This is a genomic window from Polynucleobacter sp. IMCC 30228 (genome assembly GCF_021395205.1).
Classification (GTDB): domain Bacteria; phylum Pseudomonadota; class Gammaproteobacteria; order Burkholderiales; family Burkholderiaceae; genus Polynucleobacter.
Genome location: NZ_JAJVCS010000003.1, coordinates 133,857 through 157,242, shown reverse-complemented (window position 1 = coordinate 157,242; position 23,386 = coordinate 133,857). Strand labels below are relative to the sequence as shown.

At 46.3% G+C, this 23,386-nt stretch carries 29 protein-coding genes; 2 read left to right on the top strand and 27 right to left on the bottom strand.

Going from position 1 to position 23,386, the window contains the following annotated elements; genetic code table 11:
• Positions 1-17: 17 nt before the first annotated feature.
• The 18 genes from LZT21_RS06505 to LZT21_RS06420 all read right to left on the bottom strand — a co-directional run bounded on the left by LZT21_RS06505 (position 18) and on the right by LZT21_RS06420 (position 12,241).
• Positions 18-446, bottom strand: coding sequence for a DUF2244 domain-containing protein (locus LZT21_RS06505; RefSeq protein WP_233936950.1), 429 nt, complete (start codon positions 444-446; stop codon positions 18-20).
• Position 447: 1 nt separating this feature from the next.
• Positions 448-765 carry a 4a-hydroxytetrahydrobiopterin dehydratase gene (locus tag LZT21_RS06500; RefSeq protein WP_233923611.1) on the bottom strand — a complete coding sequence of 106 codons (318 nt, stop codon included), beginning with the start codon at positions 763-765 and terminating at the stop codon, positions 448-450.
• The gene (locus LZT21_RS06495; RefSeq protein ID WP_233923612.1) at positions 766-1,122 is read right to left on the bottom strand and encodes a TIGR01244 family sulfur transferase; all 357 of its coding nucleotides are present in this window, start codon (positions 1,120-1,122) and stop codon (positions 766-768) included. It abuts the gene before it with no gap.
• A 29-nt stretch (positions 1,123-1,151) separates the two neighbouring features.
• Positions 1,152-1,595: a DUF6691 family protein gene (locus LZT21_RS06490; protein ID WP_370634800.1), complete on the bottom strand. Its 444-nt coding sequence runs from the start codon at positions 1,593-1,595 to the stop codon at positions 1,152-1,154.
• A gap of 18 nt (positions 1,596-1,613) precedes the next feature.
• Positions 1,614-2,045, bottom strand: coding sequence for a YeeE/YedE family protein (locus tag LZT21_RS06485; RefSeq protein WP_233989925.1), 432 nt, complete (start codon positions 2,043-2,045; stop codon positions 1,614-1,616).
• Positions 2,046-2,058: 13 nt separating this feature from the next.
• Complete coding sequence (locus tag LZT21_RS06480; protein WP_233923614.1) at positions 2,059-3,180, bottom strand: YeeE/YedE family protein; 1,122 nt, start codon at positions 3,178-3,180, stop codon at positions 2,059-2,061.
• A gap of 18 nt (positions 3,181-3,198) precedes the next feature.
• Positions 3,199-3,546: a hypothetical protein gene (locus tag LZT21_RS06475; RefSeq protein ID WP_233923615.1), complete on the bottom strand. Its 348-nt coding sequence runs from the start codon at positions 3,544-3,546 to the stop codon at positions 3,199-3,201.
• A 19-nt stretch (positions 3,547-3,565) separates the two neighbouring features.
• Entirely contained in the window at positions 3,566-4,534 is a 969-nt protein-coding gene (locus LZT21_RS06470; RefSeq protein ID WP_233989923.1) for an MBL fold metallo-hydrolase, read from the bottom strand.
• Complete coding sequence (locus LZT21_RS06465) at positions 4,515-4,967, bottom strand: DsrE family protein (RefSeq protein ID WP_233923617.1); 453 nt, start codon at positions 4,965-4,967, stop codon at positions 4,515-4,517. The genes LZT21_RS06470 and LZT21_RS06465 overlap by 20 nt, the downstream gene beginning before the upstream one ends.
• 50 nt (positions 4,968-5,017) lie before the next feature.
• Complete coding sequence (soxB, locus tag LZT21_RS06460; protein WP_233936942.1) at positions 5,018-6,751, bottom strand: thiosulfohydrolase SoxB; 1,734 nt, start codon at positions 6,749-6,751, stop codon at positions 5,018-5,020.
• Positions 6,752-6,757: 6 nt separating this feature from the next.
• Entirely contained in the window at positions 6,758-7,423 is a 666-nt protein-coding gene (gene soxX, locus LZT21_RS06455; protein WP_233989921.1) for a sulfur oxidation c-type cytochrome SoxX, read from the bottom strand.
• A gap of 14 nt (positions 7,424-7,437) precedes the next feature.
• Positions 7,438-8,265, bottom strand: coding sequence for a sulfur oxidation c-type cytochrome SoxA (gene soxA, locus LZT21_RS06450; protein WP_233989919.1), 828 nt, complete (start codon positions 8,263-8,265; stop codon positions 7,438-7,440).
• A gap of 40 nt (positions 8,266-8,305) precedes the next feature.
• Positions 8,306-8,614: a thiosulfate oxidation carrier complex protein SoxZ gene (gene soxZ / locus LZT21_RS06445; RefSeq protein WP_233923621.1), complete on the bottom strand. Its 309-nt coding sequence runs from the start codon at positions 8,612-8,614 to the stop codon at positions 8,306-8,308.
• A gap of 74 nt (positions 8,615-8,688) precedes the next feature.
• Positions 8,689-9,138 carry a thiosulfate oxidation carrier protein SoxY gene (gene soxY, locus LZT21_RS06440; protein WP_233923622.1) on the bottom strand — a complete coding sequence of 150 codons (450 nt, stop codon included), beginning with the start codon at positions 9,136-9,138 and terminating at the stop codon, positions 8,689-8,691.
• Positions 9,139-9,209: 71 nt separating this feature from the next.
• Positions 9,210-10,331 carry a c-type cytochrome gene (locus tag LZT21_RS06435; RefSeq protein ID WP_370634799.1) on the bottom strand — a complete coding sequence of 374 codons (1,122 nt, stop codon included), beginning with the start codon at positions 10,329-10,331 and terminating at the stop codon, positions 9,210-9,212.
• On the bottom strand, positions 10,315-11,679 hold the full coding sequence (gene soxC, locus LZT21_RS06430) for a sulfite dehydrogenase (RefSeq protein ID WP_233989915.1): 1,365 nt from the start codon (positions 11,677-11,679) through the stop codon (positions 10,315-10,317). The genes LZT21_RS06435 and soxC overlap by 17 nt, the downstream gene beginning before the upstream one ends.
• Positions 11,680-11,719: 40 nt before the next feature.
• A complete protein-coding gene (locus LZT21_RS06425; protein WP_233923625.1) occupies positions 11,720-11,911 on the bottom strand; it encodes a DUF2892 domain-containing protein in 192 nt (63 codons plus the stop codon).
• A gap of 12 nt (positions 11,912-11,923) precedes the next feature.
• Entirely contained in the window at positions 11,924-12,241 is a 318-nt protein-coding gene (locus LZT21_RS06420; protein WP_233936922.1) for a helix-turn-helix transcriptional regulator, read from the bottom strand.
• Between the two features lie 227 nt (positions 12,242-12,468).
• On the opposite strand from LZT21_RS06420, the gene modB reads away from it, so the two are divergent.
• Both modB and LZT21_RS06410 read left to right on the top strand, forming a co-directional pair.
• A complete protein-coding gene (modB, locus tag LZT21_RS06415; protein WP_255696446.1) occupies positions 12,469-13,131 on the top strand; it encodes a molybdate ABC transporter permease subunit in 663 nt (220 codons plus the stop codon).
• Positions 13,125-14,258: an ABC transporter ATP-binding protein gene (locus LZT21_RS06410; protein ID WP_233989913.1), complete on the top strand. Its 1,134-nt coding sequence runs from the start codon at positions 13,125-13,127 to the stop codon at positions 14,256-14,258. The genes modB and LZT21_RS06410 overlap by 7 nt, the downstream gene beginning before the upstream one ends.
• Before the next feature lie 15 nt (positions 14,259-14,273).
• Here LZT21_RS06410 and LZT21_RS06405 read toward each other — a convergent pair whose 3' ends face one another.
• From LZT21_RS06405 to LZT21_RS06365, 9 genes are read right to left on the bottom strand one after another with little or no spacing between them, the layout of a single operon-like run.
• Positions 14,274-15,491, bottom strand: coding sequence for an O-succinylhomoserine sulfhydrylase (locus tag LZT21_RS06405; RefSeq protein ID WP_233923628.1), 1,218 nt, complete (start codon positions 15,489-15,491; stop codon positions 14,274-14,276).
• 5 nt (positions 15,492-15,496) lie between these two features.
• Positions 15,497-17,032 (bottom strand): amidophosphoribosyltransferase, encoded by a 1,536-nt coding sequence (gene purF, locus LZT21_RS06400; protein ID WP_233923629.1) that lies wholly within the window; start codon positions 17,030-17,032, stop codon positions 15,497-15,499.
• 4 nt (positions 17,033-17,036) lie between these two features.
• Complete coding sequence (locus LZT21_RS06395; protein WP_233989911.1) at positions 17,037-17,603, bottom strand: CvpA family protein; 567 nt, start codon at positions 17,601-17,603, stop codon at positions 17,037-17,039.
• Entirely contained in the window at positions 17,603-18,424 is an 822-nt protein-coding gene (locus LZT21_RS06390; protein WP_233989910.1) for an SPOR domain-containing protein, read from the bottom strand. Before LZT21_RS06390 ends, LZT21_RS06395 begins: the two co-directional genes overlap by 1 nt.
• A 3-nt stretch (positions 18,425-18,427) precedes the next feature.
• Complete coding sequence (gene folC, locus LZT21_RS06385; protein WP_233923632.1) at positions 18,428-19,753, bottom strand: bifunctional tetrahydrofolate synthase/dihydrofolate synthase; 1,326 nt, start codon at positions 19,751-19,753, stop codon at positions 18,428-18,430.
• Positions 19,754-20,647, bottom strand: a complete 894-nt coding sequence (accD, locus tag LZT21_RS06380) for an acetyl-CoA carboxylase, carboxyltransferase subunit beta (RefSeq protein ID WP_233923633.1) — start codon at positions 20,645-20,647, stop codon at positions 19,754-19,756.
• Positions 20,648-20,668: 21 nt separating this feature from the next.
• Entirely contained in the window at positions 20,669-21,481 is an 813-nt protein-coding gene (gene trpA / locus LZT21_RS06375) for a tryptophan synthase subunit alpha (protein WP_233923634.1), read from the bottom strand.
• Between the two features lie 3 nt (positions 21,482-21,484).
• Positions 21,485-22,678 carry a tryptophan synthase subunit beta gene (trpB, locus tag LZT21_RS06370; protein ID WP_233923635.1) on the bottom strand — a complete coding sequence of 398 codons (1,194 nt, stop codon included), beginning with the start codon at positions 22,676-22,678 and terminating at the stop codon, positions 21,485-21,487.
• A gap of 39 nt (positions 22,679-22,717) precedes the next feature.
• The gene (locus LZT21_RS06365; protein ID WP_233923636.1) at positions 22,718-23,386 is read right to left on the bottom strand and encodes a phosphoribosylanthranilate isomerase; all 669 of its coding nucleotides are present in this window, start codon (positions 23,384-23,386) and stop codon (positions 22,718-22,720) included.

Sequence of the window (23,386 nt, the reverse complement as noted above, 5' to 3'; positions counted from 1 at the left end):
CTTTAATTACGATCGAGTTAAGTAAGATGCAGGCGTAAATCATGCTCAAAACGGGGCCGATCGATAGCACGTAAAAAGACACCAATGGGCTTTTTTTCATTGCCGTAACGCAAAGCCAATTGATTGGGATCATTATGCAGATGAATTAATTGTACCCAGCGGGCATTCCATTGGTGACAGCTAACTTGGCCACCCCAGCTCTTTTCATAAATGAGCAGATCGCCATCTACTGAAATTTTTTCATAATCAAGCGCATGACGCGAATAAACCAGTAAAGCAATTGCAACCAGGGTCAATTCAAGCAAAGTAAAGCAAATAATGACCCATATCCCTTGCCATAAAAAATAGCTGCCCACTATTAATGAAAAGGCAGCCAAAGAAAAGTAGAAATAGCTGAGTTGCCGTGGCGTAAATGAACAATTACGCTTCATGAACCAAGTACGCATTTTATGATTTCGGCGGCTGCAAGCCGATTGCACTAGCAGTTTGATCCATCCATTGAGCTAGTTGCAGATCAAGTTGAGTTAAGCCGCCTGCACTATGCGTAGTTAAGACCACCTCAACACGATTCCAAACATTCAACCACTCGGGATGATGGTCGATTTGCTCAGCATAAACAGCACAACCTTGCATAAAGCGAAATGCAGCTTCAAAATTAGCAAACAAAAAGGTGCGGCTCATTGCATCGCGCTCTGTGAGTAGCTGCCAGGCAGGATAACTCGTTGCTAAGGCGCGCCGCTCTGTGGCATTTAACAAATCGGGCATTTAACTGCGCTCTTGATTGAGATGCACCGCCATTTGATATAGATTAGTTGAACGGGCGCCCGAGCGACAAAAAGCCAGAATAGGTTCGGGCAGGGTTTTCAGTAAGCCAGCCATTTCCTCAACCTGTGCAAGCGTAATCGCACCACTAACAACGGGTAAAAAGGCATAATTTAAGCCGAGTTTTAAGGCCTCAGCTTGAATCGCTTCATGAGGGGGTTGCTCGGGGCCCTCCTCATAGTCAGGTCGGTTATTAATTACGCTCTTGTAGCCCTGAGCGGCAATTTCTGCTAAATCAGCTGGCGCAATTTGTCCAACCGTACCAAATAATGCATTATGACAAGCAATTCCAAGACTCATTTCAACCTCTTAAAAAGCATTTAATGTAATTAATGTAGACGTTTTTTGATTTGGCTGCCTAGGTACTGATAAATCAGCATGCCGATGAACATCATGACGGTAAAAACCAAGGCCTTGGCATGCCCAGACCCTAAGGCAACGATAGCAGGTCCTGGGCAAAATCCCGCAATTCCCCAACCGATGCCAAATAACCCGCTGCCAATGACTAAATGGCGGTCGATTGGGCTAGTTTTGGGCCACTGAATCAGCCCACCAAACCATGCTTCAGTGCGTTTACGGGCGAGATAAAAAGCGGCTAAACCCACCAAAATACCACCCAACATCACGAAAATTAAGCTCGGATCCCAGTTGCCAGTGAGATCAAGAAATTGCAGAATTTTCTGCGGGTTAGTCATGCCAGAAATAATCAGGCCTAAACCAAAAATAACGCCGATGGCAAATTGACTAAGTAGTCCAAAATGACGTTTCATCATTGCGCTCCCCAAGACCGCCTAAAAGACATGGCGCAGGAGAAAAACGGTTAGAAAGCCGGTGCCCATAAAAGTGATCGTCGCCACTAAAGAGCTTAAGGATAGTCGTGAAATCCCACAAATACCATGTCCACTGGTGCACCCCGCACCATAACTAGCACCAAAGCCCACTAAGAGGCCGGCCACAATTAATGCGCCCCAACCTGCATCAATGACCTCGATGGCTCGCACATCAAAAATTAAACTGGCCCACAGCGGGCTTGACAATAAACCAAACACAAAACTAAGACGCCAAAGCCAATCGCCCGCCTCGGGTTTAGTCAAACCACCCACAATGCCGCTAACCCCTAAAATTCGCCCATGCAAATGAATATATAGTGCGGCAGCAAGACCCAAAATGATGCCGCCTAATAACGCGGGAAAGGGTGTAAATACGGTCCAATCAATGTGCATAGCGCCTCACCTTTTAGTTGGCCTGGCGCTCAAGACGCCACTGCAAATACCACAGACCTAGACACGCCCCACCAATAAAACCAGGCAAGGCTAAAAAAGCGCTAAGCGCGAGTGTTGATATCCCAGTTAAACCTTGACCAATCGTGCAGCCAAGGGCAGTAACCCCGCCAAAACCCATTAAAGCGCCGCCCAGCAAATGATTGCCCGTATCTTCGACCCCATGAAAGGTTTCCCAACGAAATGTTTTGGTGAGTACAGCACTAAGAAAAGCGCCAATGATCATGCCACCAACCGCCACAATTCCAAGTGTTAAGACCTTCGAGGTATCGCTAAATAAAATCAACCAGTCGAGAGTGTAAGCATATGGCGCAACAAAAGAAAGGCTTTCCATGCGCCCAGAATTCGTCGCTAAAAATACTTCCTCTAGGGTCTTGGGATCTTCAGCAATATAGCCGAGATAGCCAGAAACCCACCAAATAGCAACAATCGCCAATCCAACTCCAGCCCCAGCCAACAGATTATCGATTTGCCAAAACGATTTTTTTAGCAAAGCGAACAGAATAAATCCACCGCCGATCAGCAATCCTAAAATCAGTTGCAAATGGGTTTTAGCCATACTGGTTTGGGCAGCAAAAATACTGGGTAGATCTTGTGCAGTGCTTAGGGAAATAAACCAGGTGTCGATAGTATTTACGCGCAATACTGCCAAGAGCCCCTTTAAAGTCATGTAGGAAACCAAGCCCAGCACAAAAAAAACCACGACGGACTTTAAATTACCGCCGCCAATGCGAATTAGGGTTTTACTACCGCAACCAGATGCAAGGACCATGCCAAAACCAAAGCAAAGGCTGCCAATAATAGTCGATAAATAAAGCAAGCGATTGCTGGTATAAATAGATTTACTCGGATCGATATAGCCTTGCGCAGCTAAAACCGCCACCCCCACAATAGCCACGCCAATTGCCAAAGACCACTGCCGCATACGCGTGTAATCCGCCATGACCAAGATATCGGATACCGCGCCCATGGTACAAAAGCTCGACCATTGCATTAATGCGCCCAGTAAAATTGTGACTGCCAAAGTTAGCCACAAAATATGTTGGCTAAGGTGAAGTAGATCGCTGGAATTTGGCACTAGTTTAGTTATTCTTACTTAATTATTCTTAAAACGATAAAACTGATGATTTAAATATTGTGCAACATCAGCCTCGTCTTCGGGAAATAAATCGAGTCGTAGTTCGCTATTACAAATTGCGACCATTGCTTTGAGGCGTGAATAACTCTCCACCTTGCGATCATTACGGGTATAAATCATATCGCCATTACCAAAGCCCGATTTTTTTGCATGGCAGGCATAGCATTTTGTTTCTTCAATGAGCTTGCCATTTTTGAGGGCGGTATCTGCAGCAAAACAAAAAGCATTAGCAGAAAAAATGCCAATAAAAAAACACATTGTTTTAAAAAAAAGCTGAAAAGGAGATTTAGCGCGAAAACCGATCATGGCGCTATTTTAAAGGAATTTACTCCTCTTGGATGGAGAGATAAACGTTATACGCATTCATGCGATTAGCAGCACGAAACAATGGCATACCCTCATACTCCCCCCAATTGGTGGCTTGATAGGCCTCATCAAAGGAGTCTAAATTTCGCGCTGCAGGCGCCATGGAGTGACGTAAATAACGCAAATACTCGCTTGTAAAGGCGATATCACGCGGCGGGTTATTAGAATATGCTCCATGGCCAGGCACAATAATTGCGGCTTGTAGTTTTTCAATTTGTTGCAAAGACGCGATCCACCGCTGGCTATCTGCATTACCTACAAATGGAATACGCCCATTAAAAACCAGATCGCCAACAAAAAGCACTTTTTTGCTTGGTACGTAGACCAGAAGATCTTCAGCTGTGTGTGCTGGCCCGGCTCTTATTAATAAAAACTCTACTCCTCCCACTACCAACGTAAAGCGATCTTTGACCCAATGATCGGCCGCAATCAATTTCGTATTTTGATTTACCCATGGGGCAAAATCTTGACGCGAACTAATTAAACGCTGCTGCGCTGCATCTGCAGTTAAATACAACTTGCCATTTTCATTGGCATAAATAACTGCGCCAGCATTACGAAAAACCTGTAAACCATAAATATGATCGGCATGATAGTGCGTTACGATAACAGCGACTACTTTCTGCGGAGTAAGCAGCTTAATTTTTTGCAGTAATTGCTCAGCTAAGATTGGCGAGCCTAAGGCATCAATGACCACCACTCCCTTGGGCGTAATCACAAAACCGGCATTAGAAATAAAGTTTTGATTTTTGGCGCTGCCCATTTCAGGCAAGCCCTGTACAAAATAAACTTGTTTAGCGACTTCAATAGGTTGAATTTGATTCGGCACCGTATCGCTTACATCAATGAGTCTGTGACCCTGCGCCAGTGCTAACTGGCAAAATAAACCCAGGAATAAAACGCCGTAATTACGGCTTAATGTAAGCAAAATGATCTTTTGCCTGAAGATCGGCTATTCGCACCACACCCGAAGGGGTGAAGTCAGCATCGAGAATGAATTGATCTTTTTTTAAATTGCGATTTTTTAAAGTAATTTCACAAACCTCAAACCGCACTCCCCGCGACTTTAATGCTCCAATTAAGGGCGCATATTCAACATTATTTTTTTTATCCTTAGCGCCTTCCATCAAGATATCAACTCCGTTAGCGTGCGTTACCATGATAATTTTAGTGCTTGGTGCAGTATCCAAATGGTTGCGAATATTACGCAGGGCTTTTAGTCCTTGGGTTTCAGCATCATCAACGTGATATACCACTTGAGTTGGGGTATTGGCGCTTTGTGCAAAACTGAGCTGAGAACCCAGCGCAGCAAAAGTTAAAACGAGCGTGAGCAATACGGCAGTAGTAAATTTATATTTCATCATTATCCTTTAGGCCTACGCTAATAAATTTGCTCGCTTGATTGTGACTACTAATTTAAAATCACCATCCCAGGGTTATTGCTTACACCCTTAACTTCGGGCTCATTCAATTTAACCGCTTTAATTGTTTTCATTTCGCGTAAATGCCGCGCAATCACATCCCAAATTGGCTCGCCGCCGAGATTTTTAGAGTCTTCGCTAACTGGCGCCCATCCCGCTACGCGGTAAGATTTATCAGCGTCAAGTGGCTTGCCATTCAAGCGCATATTTGAAATACGGCCACCCATGGATGCAGCTGGATCGATGGTGTACTGTAACCCACCAACTCGCACCATATCTCCGCCCTGCTGGTAATAAGGGTCCGGGTTGAATAAATTATCCGCCACATCTTCTAAAACATTTTTAATCGTTTCTCCCGTCATATTGGAAACGGTAGTGTAGGGATAAGTAATCGCTGTTTGATCGAGTAAATTTTCCATCGTAATCGTTTGCCCTGGTAGCAATGAAGTGCCCCAACGGAACCCGGGTGAAAAGGCAATTTCTGCATTCTTTTGGCTCATTAGACCATTTAAAATCACTTGATCAAAACTGCCGTTGAAGTTACCTCGGCGGTAGAGTAAAGCGTCAGTTACGGCTAATTTTTCAGCTAATTTAACTTCAAATGGAGCACGAATTTTTTGAATTAATTGACTCATGCCGGCATCGGCAGGTAATAAATTTGAGAAGATTGGTAATAATTTATAACGAAAATCAACTGGCTTCCCGCCCTTCACATCGAAATCTAAAACACCGAGGTATTTTCCATTCGATCCGGCATTAGTCACCAATGTTACGCCCGAGCTATTTTTCACCTTCACCGGAATTGGCACACCATCATGGGTATGGCCACCTAAAATGGCATGTAAACCAGTAACCCGCGAGGCTAATTTTAAATCGACATCCATCCCATTGTGTGAAAGCAAGACGACTACTTTTGCCCCTTTACCAACCGCCTCATTAATATTTTTCTGTAAATTTTCCTCTTGAATACCAAAGGTCCAGTTAGGTACAAAATAACGTGGGTTTGCAATTGGTGTGTAGGGAAACGCTTGACCAATAATGGCAACTGAAACGCCATTCATTTGTCGAATGACATAGGGGCTAAAAACGTCATCCCCAAAATCTGCTGTTTTAATGTTTTGGGCCAAGAAAGAAACTTTATTTCGAAAATCTTTTTCAACAATTTCTAAGACGCGTTTTTCGCCTAAGGTCATTTCCCAATGCGCCGTCATGACATCAACCCCAAGCGCCAAGGAGGCATCAACCATATCTTGGCCGTTGGTCCACAAGGCTGTTCCCGAACCCTGCCAAGTGTCACCGCCGTCCAATAGCAGCGCATTGGGACGAGAGGCTTTCATTTGCTGAATTAAGGAAGAAAGATAAGCAAAGCCACCCATCTTCCCGTAGTTTTGTGCAGCGGCACTAAAGTCTAGGTAAGTAAAGGCATGGGCATCGGGTGTTCCCGCTGCAATGCCATTGGCCTTTAGAAAATAATCGCCCACTAAATGGGGCATCTGCCCAGCCTGCGGACCAATACCTAAATTCACATTGGGTTCGCGAAAATAAATTGGCAAAAGCTGCGCATGACAATCGGTAAAGTGTAATAAATGGACGTTACCAAAGGCTGGTAAATCATAGAATTTTTTTGCAGCAGTTTGTGCGCTAGCTAAATTAGCACTTAAACCCATTCCACCTGCAGCAGCTATAGCTAGCGCCTGCAAAAACTCGCGACGATGAATTGACATAAAACCTTATTGATTAACTGGCGATTCTGGATCTAATAACAAAGCCATTAAATCTTGCATTTGTTTTTCATTCAGTAATTTAAAATGCGCAAAGCGCGGCATATTGCTGCAAGCGTTATAAGCCTTCGAATTATTAATCCGATTCCAGGTGTACACCATCATTTCTTTCGAATAGCCCCGCGACTTACCGTAGTTCCATAGACTAGGGCCAATATTGCCATAAGAAATTTCTTTTTTATTAATTTCATGGCAGTTATAACAACCTCCGCCCACAGGGGTTGTCGCAGTATCGGTCCAAGTAGCACCACGACCACTTTGCGCAATCGCTTCACCCTTTTTCCAATCCCCCACATATTTACCGTCTGAAGGTTGTTGAATTTCAGCCATATTCAATTTTTGAATCGCTTCACGTTTAGCGGTAGCTGCCTTACTATTGCCGTTAGCAAAGACTGGATCAGAGCAAAAAGCCTGCGTTTCGTCTTGCTGTATTCGGTCTAAGCCTGCTATACCATCAGCCTTAAAGCCGCTTTGCATCATTTTCTGAAATGCTGGGTCAGCCTTTTGTTGCGCTAAGGCGATGCCTGAAAAACTCAGGAAACCCAATACGGTAGCACTCAATAGCAGGGCTGAGCTAACTAATGTGCGCATATTTTTATGTTTTACATAGTTCATTTTGAGTTCCATTCTTATCGTTTTAAGCCTGGGGTTTGCACAATTCCCCCATTAGCTGTAGCTGCCATATACATGGATAAAGCAATCGTCACATCCGAGCCATAAATTGGGAAGGGAAAACGTTGCTGCCGATAACAATCATTTAAACGTTGTTGCATTGTCCAAAATTGACCACTAGAAACACGATACGCAGGCCAAGATCCCCAACCCAAGGCCGCCCCAGCTTGAGTAGTCAAATTAGGCAAGTCTTGTAAGCGAATTCGTTTACCATTTTCTCCATGACAAGAGGCACAAGAAAAATCCATCGGTCCACCCTCAAAGAAAAAAGCGCGCTTGCCTAAAGCCAGCATTTCTTTTTCTTTCGGATGGGTGGTGCTGACATTAATTTTTTTACCTTTTGAGAGGGTGACTACATAAGCGACCAAAGCTTCCATTTCTTTTTTGGGGCCCACCTGAAATGGGGCATCAATAGTGGCTTGTGGATCGATACCCTGCAATTTCTCTCGACAAGTCATCAGTCGCGACTCGAGATCTTGTACGCGATTACTATCTTTAAAATATCGCGGTAACTGTGCCGCAGCACCCGCAACCACGCCAGGGCCAAGACCCAAATCACACTGCTCTAAAGTGGCATTTTTTGGGCCCATAGGCTTTTTCCATAATTCTTCCCCTGCCGCTTCATAGAGCTCAGAAGGATTGCCATCGGCAATCATTTCGCGGTATTTAGCAATGCCCTCGCTTGCGGTTTGCGCTTGCACCGTCTTTACCAGTGCAAGTGTGGCTAAGGCACTAAACAATATTGCATACCCGAATTTACAACTCAGCGAAAAATGCTGTCTCATGGCTTTTATCCCTTGTTATTATTGGAAAGCAATACAAAACCTAAGCGACGGTTGCCTCATCAGTACGTTTATCACCCTTACTATCAACCCAACTAACTACAAGCTTGTCACCCTTAGCGCCTTTATATTTAAAATTCAAAAAGGGGTCTTTGGATACTGCAGGCCCAAACTGGGCATTAAATACGTCGTTACCTTGCGCCTTTACGTTTAGAGTACTAATAAACCACGCTGGAATGATTTTGCCGGCAGCATCTTTCCGCTGACCTGATTCCATATCATGCTTCATTAAAATTTTTACATCAACTACGCCACCGCTTTCGGTTGCTCTTACGCGCATTGGATCAGCCATTATTGCTCCTTAATCTTTTAAGGGAAAATCCCCATTAGTAATAATCTGTATTGCTTTATTCATCGACATTGGGTTTAACCGCCGCAGCCACCCAAAGTCACTTTTACTTCTTTAGAAGACATCAACCACTTACCGTCTGCCTTTGCTAGTGCATAGACATTAGAAGTTTGACCCATTTTGATGCGGGTTGTCACAAACGGCTCTGTACCAGCAGGAATAAAAAATAAGGCTGCCAAAGCACTAGGATTTTTTTCTACCAAAATAGCCAATTGATCTGCCTTCAAGGTAGTAGAAATGCCCACGGGTACAACTGCGCCATTTTCAGCAATATCAGGGGCATTTAACGTTACGGCGCCCGATTTTTCTGGAGCACTGCCGAGTACCTTAAAAACATCGTCAAGGCTTTTGCCCTCAAAAGCAGCTTTATTCCAAGCTTGAGCTTGCGCCTCGCTAATTAAACCTGCTGCAGCCATCAATCCAAATATGGCCGAGTACTTTATTACATCTCGTCGCTGCTTATTCATAAAAACTCCTTCAGTCAAACTCAAACACCTTTTGTCGATCAATCGCAAGGAAAGCTAACAACCACTGGTATTTATTCCCCAGTTAGCATCCAATGCACCAAAACCTGTAAATCCTTACTCGAAATATCGGGGTGAGGAGGCATTGGGATGGGCCCCCATACTCCCGATCCGCCTTGTTTTACTTTTGCCACTAGTTTAGCCTCAGCGCCAGACTGACCCCGATATTTGGTGGCCACATCGCTAATCGATGGCCCTACCAACTTACTATGATCGGCATGGCAAGCAGAGCAATTGTTATCTTTAAAAAGTAGTTTTGGACCGCTCATTTTAGCCGTCGCAACCTGAGCTGTACTCGGTGCAGCAACTATTTGAAGCGGTAATTGGGCTAAAGGGGGTTGACTGGTATTCACCCCACGATATGGCCCATATTCTCGATTTTGTTCAGCCAAATTGCCGTGCGCATTGCGCGCATGATCAGGTAAGCTTGAGCCAATTTGCACAAACGCAACACAATTATTCATGCACGCTTTGGCTTGAACATCTGGCTTTCCACCCACATCCCATAAACCATGTTTCAAAGTCATGCCATTGCGGTTAGGCATTTTCTTTTGCACGTCCGCAATATTGAGGTTATTTAAGACAAAATTATCAGGGACGATTTCTGCCAAAGAAAGAATATACGCTAGCAAAGCAAAAGTATCGTCGCTGGAAAGCGAGCGCGGTGCGTTCCATGGCATAGCCCGATAAATATAATCCCACAGCGAAGATAGAGTTGCAACCTTCATTAAGGTCGTTCGTTGAGGTTGTTTATTGTCGTTTAACGACGCTACTCGACCTGACTTCACATCATCTTGTGTTGTACCACCCACAATCGGGGTAAAAATTTCATTCGACTCACCAAAGGTACCGTGGCAACTCGCACATTTTCCATCCCATAATGCTTGACCCTGCGCAACCGAGCCTGATCCTTTGGGAAGACCAGCAAAGTCTGGGCGTACATCAATGTCCCAAGCATTCACTTCTGCTGGGGTGGCTATTCTGCCGATACCTTGGTAATGAGGCAAACTCGATGCCGCACTAGCGGGAGCATTTTGAGCAAAGCTCGGTAGGGCCACCAGCGTGGCTAGTACGAAGCATGGGTTTAGTGTATGACGCAAGAACCGAGCGCAATTCTGCTTAGCCAACTTGAACATTACTCACCTCGCCATTGCTATCAACCTTCCACGCCTGAATTGCATTATTGTGATAAATCGAACGCGTACCCCTTACATCGCGTAGCATTTTGATCGTGGGCTGCACATAACCAGTTTCATCCATGGCTCGCGACAGAATAATGGCTGGAGCGCCATCCCATGTCCAATCGATATTGAAGCGCGTGAGTGCTTTCGTTAAGATTGGCGTTTCTAAGCGGGCAGTACGCCAGTTATTACCACCATCTACTGAAACGTCGACCCGCTTAATTTTGCCGCGACCAGACCAAGCCAAGCCCGTAATGTTATAAAAACCTTTTTCAAGGAGTTGCTGGCCACCCGAAGGCGTGGTAATGACGGATTTGCATTCTTGAATTGAGGTGTATTGCCGCGCTAAACCATCAGGCATCAAATCGTTGTAATGGACTGCCTCATCTTTAGAAGCGTATCGCATATCACCAACCTCGAGTCGGCGTAACCACTTAACCCAACTAACCCCTTGCACTCCGGGCACTACTAAGCGCAATGGAAAACCATTCTCTGGGCGTAGCATTTCACCATTCATGCCCCAAGCCACAATACTATCCTTGAGTGCGCTATCTAAGTTAATTGTGCGCGTCATTCCCGAACCATCGCCACCCTCAGCCAAGAGGTATTTACCTTTTTTTAAATCAGCGCCGCACTCGTCCAATAAAAGACTGAGTGGCACCCCTGTAAATTCGCAACAAGATAACATGCCATGGGTGTATTGCACCGTAGGTACGGCGACATTACCCCACTCCAAGCCCGTATTTGCCCCACACTCAATAAAGTGAATGCGCGACACCGATGGTAAGCGCATTAAATCGCTCATCGTAAATACGCGGCTATTTTTTACTAGGCCGTTCACCATTAAGCGGTGCAAATTAGGGTCGATGTTGTACCAGCCCTGATGTTGTCGCTCGAAATGCAAACCATTAGGAGTAATAATGCCAAATAACCCTTGCAACGGAGTAAAGGCCACCGAAGCAGCCGATACACGCGTAAGCCCTGGTGATTCACGTCGAATTAAGTTTGCCTCATATACCGATGGCGTACCATAAGGCATAGTGGCGACGTTTTTTCCTAGGGTGGTTTGCCACACCTGTTTTTCTAAAATGGCTGGGTCGCCCTCAACCGCTCCTAAAACAGGTAACGCTAAGCCTGTACCGACCGTACCAATGGCCCCACTTGCTGCAGCCGCCAAACCCTGCCGCAAGAAACTGCGGCGCTTTTGATCTAAGCCGAATTGATTAACCTCTGCAATCAAGTCCGGACCTAGAAAACTTTCTGGGGCCTGACGGATTTTTGCGCGAACTCTATTTTCTTTCATGGCCATAAATTAAACGCTGAATTATTACAACTTGGTAAACTTATTTCGCTGTTTTATTACCGCCAATACCGAGTAAGGTATAAGCTGGGCAGTAGCGAAAAAAACCTGTTGCAAGCGGCACAATGCCAATCCAACCCCACACGCCAATTACGCCAAGCAGCGCCAAGAGAATTAAAACAGCGCCGACTACCATGCGCAAATATCGATCTGTATTACCTACGTTGCATTGCATATAAACTCCTAGTTATTTTTTACAGTAGTGCTGATACAACAATTCCATTACTGAAATAGCAATGGGGCTAGTCAATGAATAGTAAATTTGCTTACCTTCGCGGCGCGTCTTAACGAGTTTTTGCGTCCGCAAAATTGTTAGCTGCTGCGACAAGGTGGGCTGAACAATTCCAAGTCCCACCTCTAAATCGCTGACGCATTTTTCACCCTGGCTAATTTCACACAAAAGCATTAATCGATTGCGATTCGAGAGCACTTTCATTAATTTACATGCGCCATCAGCAGATTGACGCATTTTTTTTAAATCAATTTTATTGGTAATTTGTACCATTTTTTTATTAGTGATGATCTGCGGTTATCAATTGAATCTACATTGCTTAATAAGCCTGGTAATGAATGCCGATAATTATAAGATAAATAATAAATATTTGCTAATTAAATATAATATATTTTTATAAAGTAAGTAGAAACCCTAGTTTTGCTAACAAACCGCTGCGCAGTGATTGAGCTAGCCAGCCCCCAGTAACTCTTTCAGCTAATATAGGCGGTGATTCCACCATGATTGATACCCAAGCCATCTTCTTATCGCTCCAGCTGGCTTTTTGTACGCTGCTGATTATTTTGCCTTTGGGTATTTGGCTGGCGCATCATTTGGTCACGGCTGGTAGATGGAAGCCCTGGCTCGAGGCCTTACTAGCACTACCCTTGGTGCTGCCCCCCACGGTTTTAGGTTATTACCTATTGGTGGGCTTTAGCGGCAAAACACTGTTTGGTGAGCCTTTGGTATTTTCCTTTCTCGGCATTCTAATTGCCTCTTTAATAGTGAATTTGCCCTTTGCCGTACAACCGATTCAGCGAGCCTTTGAAGCTATCCCCAACGCCCTTAAAGAGGCAGCTGAGGTCTGCGGTTTAAACGCTTGGCAAATCTTTTACCGCATTAATCTACCTTTAGCTTGGCGTGGTGTGCTTAGCGCTGCGGTACTAACCTTTGCCCATACGCTAGGCGAATTTGGCGTCATTCTCATGATTGGCGGGGCAATACCTGGTAAAACAAAAACGGCATCGATTGCTATTTATGATCAAGTGCAAAGTTTTAATGCCTCAGGCGCAGGGCTGCTTTCGCTCTTGTTATTGGGTATTTCGCTTTGCGCAATCGTGATCTCATATGGTTTTTTTGGCGCCAATAGTCAGCGGCGCGCCCAACGGATCGGCTCATGCTGAAAGTCCGCATCCAGAGCCAGTCACACGGCATCCCCTATCACTCTCGCATTCCTTTGGAACTGAATCTCAACTGTGCGGCTGGTGAGTTGCATGCTTTAGTTGGCCCATCGGGTAGCGGTAAAACCACCATCCTCAGAACAATTGCCGGCTTACATCAGCCCGAGTTAGGGCTCATTGAATGTGCTGGTGAAACATGGTATGAAGGGCGAATCGCCAATCAAGCCATCACGAACTACTCGCCAGCACAGCGTTCTTGCGGTTTTTTATTTCAACAATACGCCCTCTTCCCCCATCTATCGGCATTACATAATGTCGCCATTGCCCTAGAAAATAGTGGGCTATCTAAGGCAGCACGGCTTGCGCAATCGCGAACCTGGCTGGAGCGAATGGCTCTGAGTGAATTCGCTGAGCGCTTTCCAGGCCAGCTCTCAGGCGGGCAGCAACAGCGGGTTGCCCTCGCTCGCGCTTTAGCCAGAAATCCCAAGGTACTGCTATTGGATGAACCATTTTCAGCCATTGACAATCCTACCCGCCAAAATCTCTATCGAATTTTGGCAGAATTACGCCAAGACCTCGCCATTCCGATGATTTTAGTTACGCACGATTTACGTGAGGCCAATTTACTGGCTGATACCATTACCGTCATTGATCAGGGCATTGGCCTACAAACTGCCGCCCCCAATGAATTATTTCAAAAACCACGCAATTCAAGGGTCGCTGCCTTGGTCGGCATTCCCAATGTATTTAATGGCATCTTTAACTCAGGACGCCTCGATTGGCTGGCGAATGACTGGCATTTTGACGTCTTAGATAAAGGTAAAATTCCCCCTGCTAGCCCAGTAGCCTGGGTTATTCCGCCAGAGGGTTTAACTGTCTATTCGCAAGCTGCTCCGCACTATTTGCCGGCACAAGTTGAGGCCGTTAGCTCTATTGGTCAAATCGCAGTTGTCCGTTTTAGCGTCGGTGCCAGCAAAGAATCGCTGGTTTGGGAAGCCTCATCAGCCGAAATCAAACGACTGGGAATTCAGCTTGGCAGTACAGTCTTCTTAGAGCTTGATGCCAGTAAAATTCATATCATGCCGCTGCGCCCTATTAATGATCCACGCAGACTATTACCAGCCCATTAAATGGGTCGCCTAAAACTAGGCGCTCTTACTGAGGGCTAGTTTGAAATCAGCAATCAGGTCGGCGACATTTTCAAGCCCAACTGCCACCCGCACCAAGCCATCACTAATCCCCGCTGCTTTGCGCGCCGCAGGCGAGATTCGACCATGGGTCGTAGTGGCAGGATGCGTAATGGTTGTGCGGGTATCACCTAAATTGGCGGTAATTGAACATAAGCGGGTTTGATCGATTAAACGAAAAGCTGCTTTTTTACCGCCTTTTAAAACAAATGACACAATTGCGCCACCCGCCGTTTGTTGGCGACGTGCTAAAGCATATTGGGAGTGCGATTGCAGACCCGGATGAAAGACTTGGGCAATCGCCGGTTGTTTTTCTAACCACTTCGCCAAAGCTAAAGCGTTACTGCTTTGCTGTTTCATGCGCAAGTCGAGGGTCTCTAAACCCTTCAGAAAAATCCAGGCATTAAACGCTGAAAGGGTTGGCCCCGCCGTGCGCACATAGGGAAATACTTTACCCATAATGAAAGTCTTGTTACCCACAATTGCGCCGCCCAAGACCCTCCCCTGACCATCTAAATACTTGGTGGCGGAATGAATCACGACGTCTGCACCCCACTTTAAAGGCTGCTGCAATGCAGGAGTACAAAAGCAGTTATCCACTACGAATAAGGCATTCTTTTGTTTGGCAATTTTAGCGATCGCAGCAATATCAGCTAACTCAGTTAATGGGTTGGAAGGCGTCTCTAAGTAAAACATGCGGGTATTAGGTAGGGCTGCTGCTTTCCAGGCTTTGCTATCACAAACATCGACATAAGTTGTAGTAATGCCGAAGCGCCCTAAGATGGTCGTAAATAATTGAATGGTTGCTCCAAACACTGAGCGCGAGCACACCACATGATCGCCGGCTTGTAAATGCGCCATCGCTACACTCAAAATGGCTGCCATTCCAGATGCGGTGGCAATACACGCCTCACCACCCTCAAGAGCGGCTAAGCGATCTTGAAACATACTCACTGTAGGGTTTGTAAAGCGAGAATAAATAAAGCCATCTTCCGCATTCGCAAAACCTGCTTCCGCCTCGGCAGCACTATTAAAGCAATAGCTAGACGTTAGAAATAAGGCTTCTGAATGCTCATTAAATTCAGTGGTGCGCCGTGTGCCAGCGCGTACCGCAACCGTCTCTTGGGCAAGCTGAGTAAAATCAAGCGGTGATCGCTTAGGGGGTTTACGCGTCATGGTATTTAATCTTCGGTAGCTAAATGCAGATGCAATTGCGAGCGGGCAAAATCGCTAGGGTCTTTTTGCCGATCGGCTTGCGCCGACTCGGAGTTGCGCGCGGCTTCTAGTGCATCGAGATAAGACTCGTTAATATCACCCGTAATATAGTGGCCATCAAAGCAGGAGGCTTCAAATTCCTTTAAATCAGGATTAATATCCCGCACAGCTTGCTTCATATCTTCAACGTCTTGATAAATTAATTGGTCAGCGCCAATGAGGCGGTTAATTTCTTCATCGGTACGCCCATAAGCAACCAATTCACTTCGGGTAGGCATATCAATCCCGTAGACATTAGGAAAACGGACGGGTGGCGCAGCCGAGGCAAAAATGACTTTTTTAGCGCCCGCTTCACGAGCCATTTGTACAATTTCATAGGAAGTAGTTCCCCGCACAATTGAATCGTCAACAATTAAAACCGTTTTGTCTTTAAATTCAACGCGCATAGCATTCAATTTTTGGCGTACTGATTTTTTTCTCACCTCTTGACCAGGCATGATGAAGGTACGACCAATATAGCGATTCTTAAAGAAGCCTTCGCGATAAGCGATGCCCAAGCGTTTAGCCACTTGCATAGCAGCGGGTCGACTTGAATCTGGAATGGGCATAACGACATCAATTTGACTAACATCGGTTTCAGCACGAATTTTTTCTGCTAAGTAATCACCCATGCGCATGCGCACGTTATAAACAGTAACACCGTCAATGGTTGAATCGGGACGCGCCATATACACATATTCGAAAATGCACGGCACTAGGCTTGATTCAGCATATTGACGGCAAGAAAAATTGCCCTCAAGGTCAATATAAATGGCTTCACCCGGATTGACATCACGCACAAACGTAAAGCCAAGACCTTCTAAGGCGACAGATTCAGAAGCAATTAACCATTCTGGTCCATCTGCGGTATCAAGTCGACCAATACACAAAGGACGAATGCCAAAGGGGTCACGAAAAGCCAGTAAACCATAGCCCGCAATCATCGAGATTACTGCATAAGAGCCCTTCACCCGCCGCGATAAACTACTTACTGCTTTAAACATAGCGTCTTCATCTAGAGGCGCGTCATTAGTTTCGCGTTGTAATTCATCGGCTAATACATTAAGTAGTACTTCGGTATCAGAATTAGTGTTAATGTGGCGTCGATCGAGATAGGCTATTTCTACCCGTAGGCTGAGTGCATTGGTTAAGTTACCGTTATGTACCAAAATAATGCCGTACGGTGCGCTAACATAAAATGGTTGCGCTTCTTCTTCATTGCTTACCGAACCTGCAGTTGGGTAACGCACTTGCCCAATGCCTGCATTACCAATTAAGCTCCGCATATCCCGCGTTCTGAAAACATCTCGCACTAAGCCATTAGCTTTATGCATCGCAAAAGAATTGCCATTCATGGTGGCAATTCCAGCGGCGTCTTGGCCACGATGCTGTAACAGCAACAACGCGTCATACAGCAATTGATTTACGGGATAGTGTGAAACACTGCCAACAACTCCGCACATAGCCTTAGCTTCCTAATTTGAGTGGTAAAGCAAGGTTTGGGATAGCACCCTTTGGTAAAGCGCCTAATTGACTAGCCCAATCAGCTGGTAACCACGTTTTAATTAAGCTAGTGGCAATTTCTAGAGAAGTGCGCGTTTTTGCTAAGCGCCAATCGGTAGATTGAGTAAGTGGCGTTAAAGCCGCCAAGCTTGCCAGGATAACTACTACTACTACGCCCCGTAATAAGCCAAAAATTAAGCCTAAAAAACGATCAGTCAAACTGAGGCCAGCCGACAAAATTAATTTTTGAATGATGCCGCCCAACAAGCCACAGGCAATTAAAGCGGCGACAAATAAAATCAGAAAACTTAAACCAAGACGAAAGAGCTCATCCATTTTGAACGTCGACAGCCACTCAGTAGATAAGTATTCACTGTAGTGATAAGCAATCCAGGCAGCGATGATCCATGAAAATAGTGCGAGTACTTCTTTAAATAAACCGCGCGACACGCCCACCAAGGCCGAGATTAAAAGCACTGTAAAGACAACATAATCTACTGGGGTTAACTTCAACGAAGCTAGGAGTTCCATTAGGCTTTCCCTACCTCTACTAAACGCGGGCTTAAGCCCATTGCCTTGATCTTTTTCTCCGCCGCTTCTGCCGCGTCTTTGTCGGTAAATGGCCCCGCACGTAAAACAAATAACTTAGTGCCATCAGCACTGGTTCTATTCAACACATAATTGGGGATTTTTTGTTCTTTTAATTTAGCAATCCAACCTTTTGCACGTTCTTCTGAGGCAAATGCGCCAATTTGAATCACAAACTTTGTGCCGCTGGTCTTCACCTCTGGGATAGCATTGTCAGCCAAAGCGCTGGAACTAGGCTTAACAACTTCTTCACCTGCAGCTAAGCCCAAGTTTTTTGCTGGTGCAACCGTAATCGGGGCATAAACAGGTGGTGGCTTAGTTTCTGTTGCAGACTCTGTCGCCGCTTGCGTTGGTGGCGTCACAGCCAGTGCGCTAGGTGCTGGTGGTGTCATGACTGGGGTTGTAACAGGGGGTGTATTGGCTGGCGAGCTGCTAACCACAGCACCAACCAAGGGCAAGCTGGTGACTATATTGACAGCAATATCATTGCTCACCGTTTTCGGGTTTCCATCTAAGAGGCGGGGCAAACCTACGACTGCAATTAGCACTAAAACTGCTGCGCCAATTAAACGATGACGGGCGCGTTGCCGATCAGGATCTTCTGTTAAAGCAGGATCATCGGCCGATTGGGTTTGTGAGGAACGCTGGTAGGCGCTTGAAGCACCGCCTGATTTACTGCTGGCTCGCGATCGGCTGCCGACAGGAACCCGACCGACCGGCTCGGGTTTGGTATTGCGATTAAACAGCTTCGGTAAACGAATCATGGATCAATTAACCAGGTTGTTTCGATAAGCCATTACGCCAGCAACAGTATAGAAGGATCCGAAGACCACTATTCTATCACCCTCGCCGGCTTTTGCGACAGCCTCTTGATAAGCCTTAGCTGGATCGGCAAAACAGCGGATCCCGCCATCTTTATGGCGCTCTTCCGCTACGCCCAAAGCGAGCAATTGCGCTTTGATTGCCAACGCGCTAGCTGCTCGAGCTGTGGGTAAATCGGTACAAAACCAATAATCAACCAAAGATATAAAGGGTTGCAAAACAGCTGCAATATCTTTATCGGCCATCGCTCCAAAAACAGCAAAGGTATAAGGAAAGTAACCCATGGAATCCAAACTGCGATAAAGGGTTGCAGCAGCATGGGGATTATGAGCCACATCGAAGATACGAGTTGGTCTACCAGGCAAAACTTGAAAGCGGCCGGGCAATTCCACTGTTGCAAAGCCGAGTCGAATATCTTGCGCCGATACGGGTAGGCGGTGGTGCAAAGCAGATAAAGCAGCAAGCGCAGCCGCCGCATTTAAGAGTTGATTGGCGCCACGTAAAGCGGGATAACCTAAGCCACTAAAGCGCTTATCCCTTCCTGACCATGCCCATTGCTGTTGATCACCTTGAAAATGAAAATCGCGACCGGAAAGATGTAAATCGCAACCTAGGCTTGTTGCATAGTCGATTAAGGATTGTGGTGGCAATGGATCACCACATACAGCTATCTTACCGGCCCGAAAAATACCAGCTTTTTCTCTCGCAATCGCTTCGCGGGTTGTCCCTAAAAAACTGGCGTGATCAATATCAATACTGGTAACAATTGCGCAATCGGCATCAATAATATTTACCGCATCTAAACGGCCACCCATACCAACTTCTAAGATCACTACGTCTAAATTCGCTTGGGCAAATAAATGCAAGATTGCTAAAGTAGTGAATTCAAAATACGTTAGGGTTGGGGTGTTAGGAACCCGCAAACGGGCTTCTTCTACAGCAGCAAAGTGGACGAGTAATTGTGCATCGCTTGCAGCCACGCCCTGCAAGCGAGCGCGTTCATTGAAGTGCAATAAATGGGGCGAAGTATGGCAAGCGACGCGATAGCCCGCCGCAATCAAAATGGCTTCTAAAAAAGCGCAAGTTGAACCTTTGCCATTGGTACCAGCAACGGTTATTACAGGGCAAGTTATTTGCAGGCCTAAGGCATTTTTTACTAAAGTAATCCGCTCTAGGCTCATATCAATGCCAAGCGGATGCGCTACCTCTAAGTGGCTAAGCCATGCTTCTAGGGTTGCAAAAAAGTAAGGGTTCGCTGGTGCTGAAGTCAACTAAGCAAGATCTTCAGAAACTGTAACAACGTTTGGCGCTGGGCGACTTTGTAAAAGCGCTAATAAATTCGCAATTTCACTGCGCATTTGGCGCCGATCAACAATCATATCAATGCCACCATGTTGCAACAAAAATTCAGCACGCTGAAAACCATCGGGTAATTTTTCACGCACAGTTTGTTCAATCACTCGGGGACCAGCAAAACCAATTAAAGCTTGCGGCTCAGCCATCACAATATCGCCCATGAAAGCAAAGCTAGCTGAAATTCCACCCATAGTTGGGTCGGTTAAAACACTAATAAACGGTAAACCTTGGTGCGCTAACTTCGTTAACATCGAATTGGTTTTGGCCATTTGTAAAAGCGATAACAAACTTTCTTGCATGCGGGCACCACCTGTAGCTGTAATGCAGATGAATGCACATTTTTGTTGAATCGCCGCATCAACGCCGCGCACAAAACGCTCACCCACTACCGAACCCATTGAGCCGCCCATAAATTGAAATTCAAAACTCGCGACCACTACCGGAATACCTGCAATTTTTCCACCCATCACAATTAATGCTTCGCTCTCACCTGAGACATCTTTAGCTTCTTTTAAGCGATCGGGATATTTTTTTGAATCATAAAACTTTAATGGATCCAACGGAAAAATCGTCGCACCAATTTCTTCCTGTGGTTTAGGGTCTAACAATGCCTTGAGGCGTTGCCGTGCGCCAATGCGCATATGGTGCGCACATTTAGGACAAACTGACAAGTTGGCTTCAATATCGGTGCTATACAAAACGGTTTCGCACGCGGGGCACTTGACCCATAAACCCTCTGGAATCGATTTGCGATTAGCCGGGTCGGTTTGTTGAATTTGCGGGGGAAGTAGTTTATCGATCCAACTCATTAATGATGATCTCTAATAGTTTTATTGCGCATCGAGGGCGGCACGAATTTCACGCATAAAATTTTCTAGTGATTGTACTGCTGCAGTCATCTCACCTTGCTTAACCGACTCTTCCAACAATTGAATAATCCGACTACCAATGACGACCGCATCGGCTAAATGAGCCACCGCACGCGCACTAGCGGCGTCACGAATTCCAAAGCCAACAGCAATGGGAAGCGCTGTGGTTGCCCGAATCGCAGGAATAATGCTGGCAATATCTTGGGTGCTTAAATGTGCCGCACCCGTAACACCGCGCAAGGAAACATAGTAAATATAACCAGAAGCTGCTTTCGCGGCTGCCTCAATCCGTGCCTGCGAAGAAGTGGGGGCTAACAAGAAAATAGGATCAATTCCAGCTACCCGCATCAACGCAGCAAAATCAATGCACTCTTCAGGCGGATAATCCACAATCAGTACGCCATCTACCCCAGCGGCCTTAGCTTGCTGCGCAAAAGACTCTGCACCCATTTGCTCAACGGGGTTGGCATAACCCATTAAGACTACTGGTGTCGCGTTATCGCTGGAGCGGAACTGTTGCACCATCGCTAAACATTGCCGCAACGTCACCCCTTTGGCTAAAGCCCGTTCCGAAGAGCGCTGAATGACTGGACCATCGGCCATTGGGTCAGAAAAAGGGATTCCCAGCTCAATTAAATTCGCACCACCCCGCACTAAAGCATGCATCAACTCGACTGTCGAGGCCGGGTCGGGGTCACCCGCAGTAATAAAAGGGATCAGTCCTTTTTTACCAGTGCGGTGTAAATCGGCAAACAGAGCCTGAATTTTTGACATGAACTAGCCCTCTGAACCCGTTGCCAATGCAACAGTGTGCATATCTTTATCACCGCGCCCGGAGAGATTAATTAAGATCGTTTTATCTTTAGCTAAAGTGGGCGCCATTTTGCATGCATAGGCAATTGCATGGGCCGACTCAAGCGCAGGAATGATGCCCTCAATTTGACAGCAGTCATGAAATGCCTTGAGTGCTTCCGCATCGGTAATGGCCACATAATCAGCGCGACCAGAATCTTTTAACCAGGCATGTTCAGGCCCTACCCCTGGATAATCCATGCCCGCAGAAACCGAATGGGTTTCTGCAATTTGGCCATTATCGTCTTGCAACAAGTAAGTGCGATTACCATGCAAGATACCGGGTTTGCCAGCGCATAAAGCTGCTGAATGCGCACCACTAGCAATGCCACGACCAGCAGCCTCGACGCCAATCAGTTGTACTTCAGGATATTCAATATAGGGATAAAAAATACCCATGGCATTTGAACCGCCGCCAACGCAAGCTAAAACATAATCGGGCTGACGGCCAATCATTTCTGGCATTTGCACTTTGCATTCTTCACCAATCACGCTTTGAAAATCACGCACCATCATTGGGTAAGGATGGGGCCCTGCCACAGTACCAATAATGTAAAAGGTATCTTCAACATTCGTCACCCAGTCACGCATGGCTTCGTTTAAGGCGTCTTTAAGCGTTTTCGTACCCGACTCAACAGGCACGACTTTAGCGCCTAGTAACTTCATGCGGTAGACGTTTTGGGCTTGCCGCTCAACGTCGACCGAGCCTTGGTAAACGGTGCAATCCAGACCGTAGCGGGCGCAAATGGTAGCTGTAGCAACCCCATGCTGGCCCGCGCCAGTTTCCGCAATAATGCGCGGCTTGCCCATGCGCTTGGCAAGCATCGCTTGACCAATAACGTTATTAATTTTATGGGCGCCGGTGTGATTTAAATCTTCGCGCTTTAAATAAATTTGCGCGCCGCCAAGCATTTCACTCCACCGTTTTGCGTGATAAACCGGTGAAGGCCGGCCAACAAAATGCTTAAGCTCACGGTGAAATTCAGCTAAAAATTCAGGGTCGTGTTGATAGCGGGCATAGGCCTGCTTGAGCTCCTCTAAAGCAAACATCAGGGTTTCAGAAACAAACACTCCACCATAAGGGCCAAAGTGACCGCGGGAATCGGGTTTATCGTACATAAGTACCTCTTCTAATTAATCAGTAACCGCTTTTAAGGGTTAATTGGGTGTATCGGTAGCGCGCACCGCTTCAATAAATTCACGGATTAGCGTTGGATCTTTTACGCCTTTGGCAATTTCAACGCCACTCGAAATATCCACTGCGCAAGGTCGCAAGCGAGCAATGGCCTCGCCGACGTTGTGCGCGTTCAACCCACCACTCAAAACGACCCGATGCGCGTTTGCGCTTACCCATGACTGTGGAATCCCTTGCCAATTAAAAGGTAGCCCGCCTCCCCCATATCCTGCAACCAAAGCATCTAAGAGAAAAGCACTAGCTAAGTCATATTGTAGGGAAAAATTGGCAAAGGCGAATTTCTCCCCAATTCTGGCTGCTTTAAGCCAAGGTTGGCCGGCTGCGAGCCCGATACAGTTGGCGGGAGATTCATCCCCATGAAACTGCCACAAAGTAATGGGCAAATTGGTGCGCAGGCGCTCAACTTCAGCCTCGCTGGGATTCACTAACAAGGCAACGACATCGACCCCAGCGGGTATGTGCTGCATTAAGGGGCGCGCTGCCTCGATCGAAATAGCTCGTGGGCTAGGCGGATAAAAAACCAAGCCGATCGCATCTGCGCCAGCCTGAACGGCCGCATTCACTGCTACCGCATCCCTTAAGCCGCAAATTTTAATTCTGGTTTTCCCAGGAGAGTATTGAAGTAAACCCAT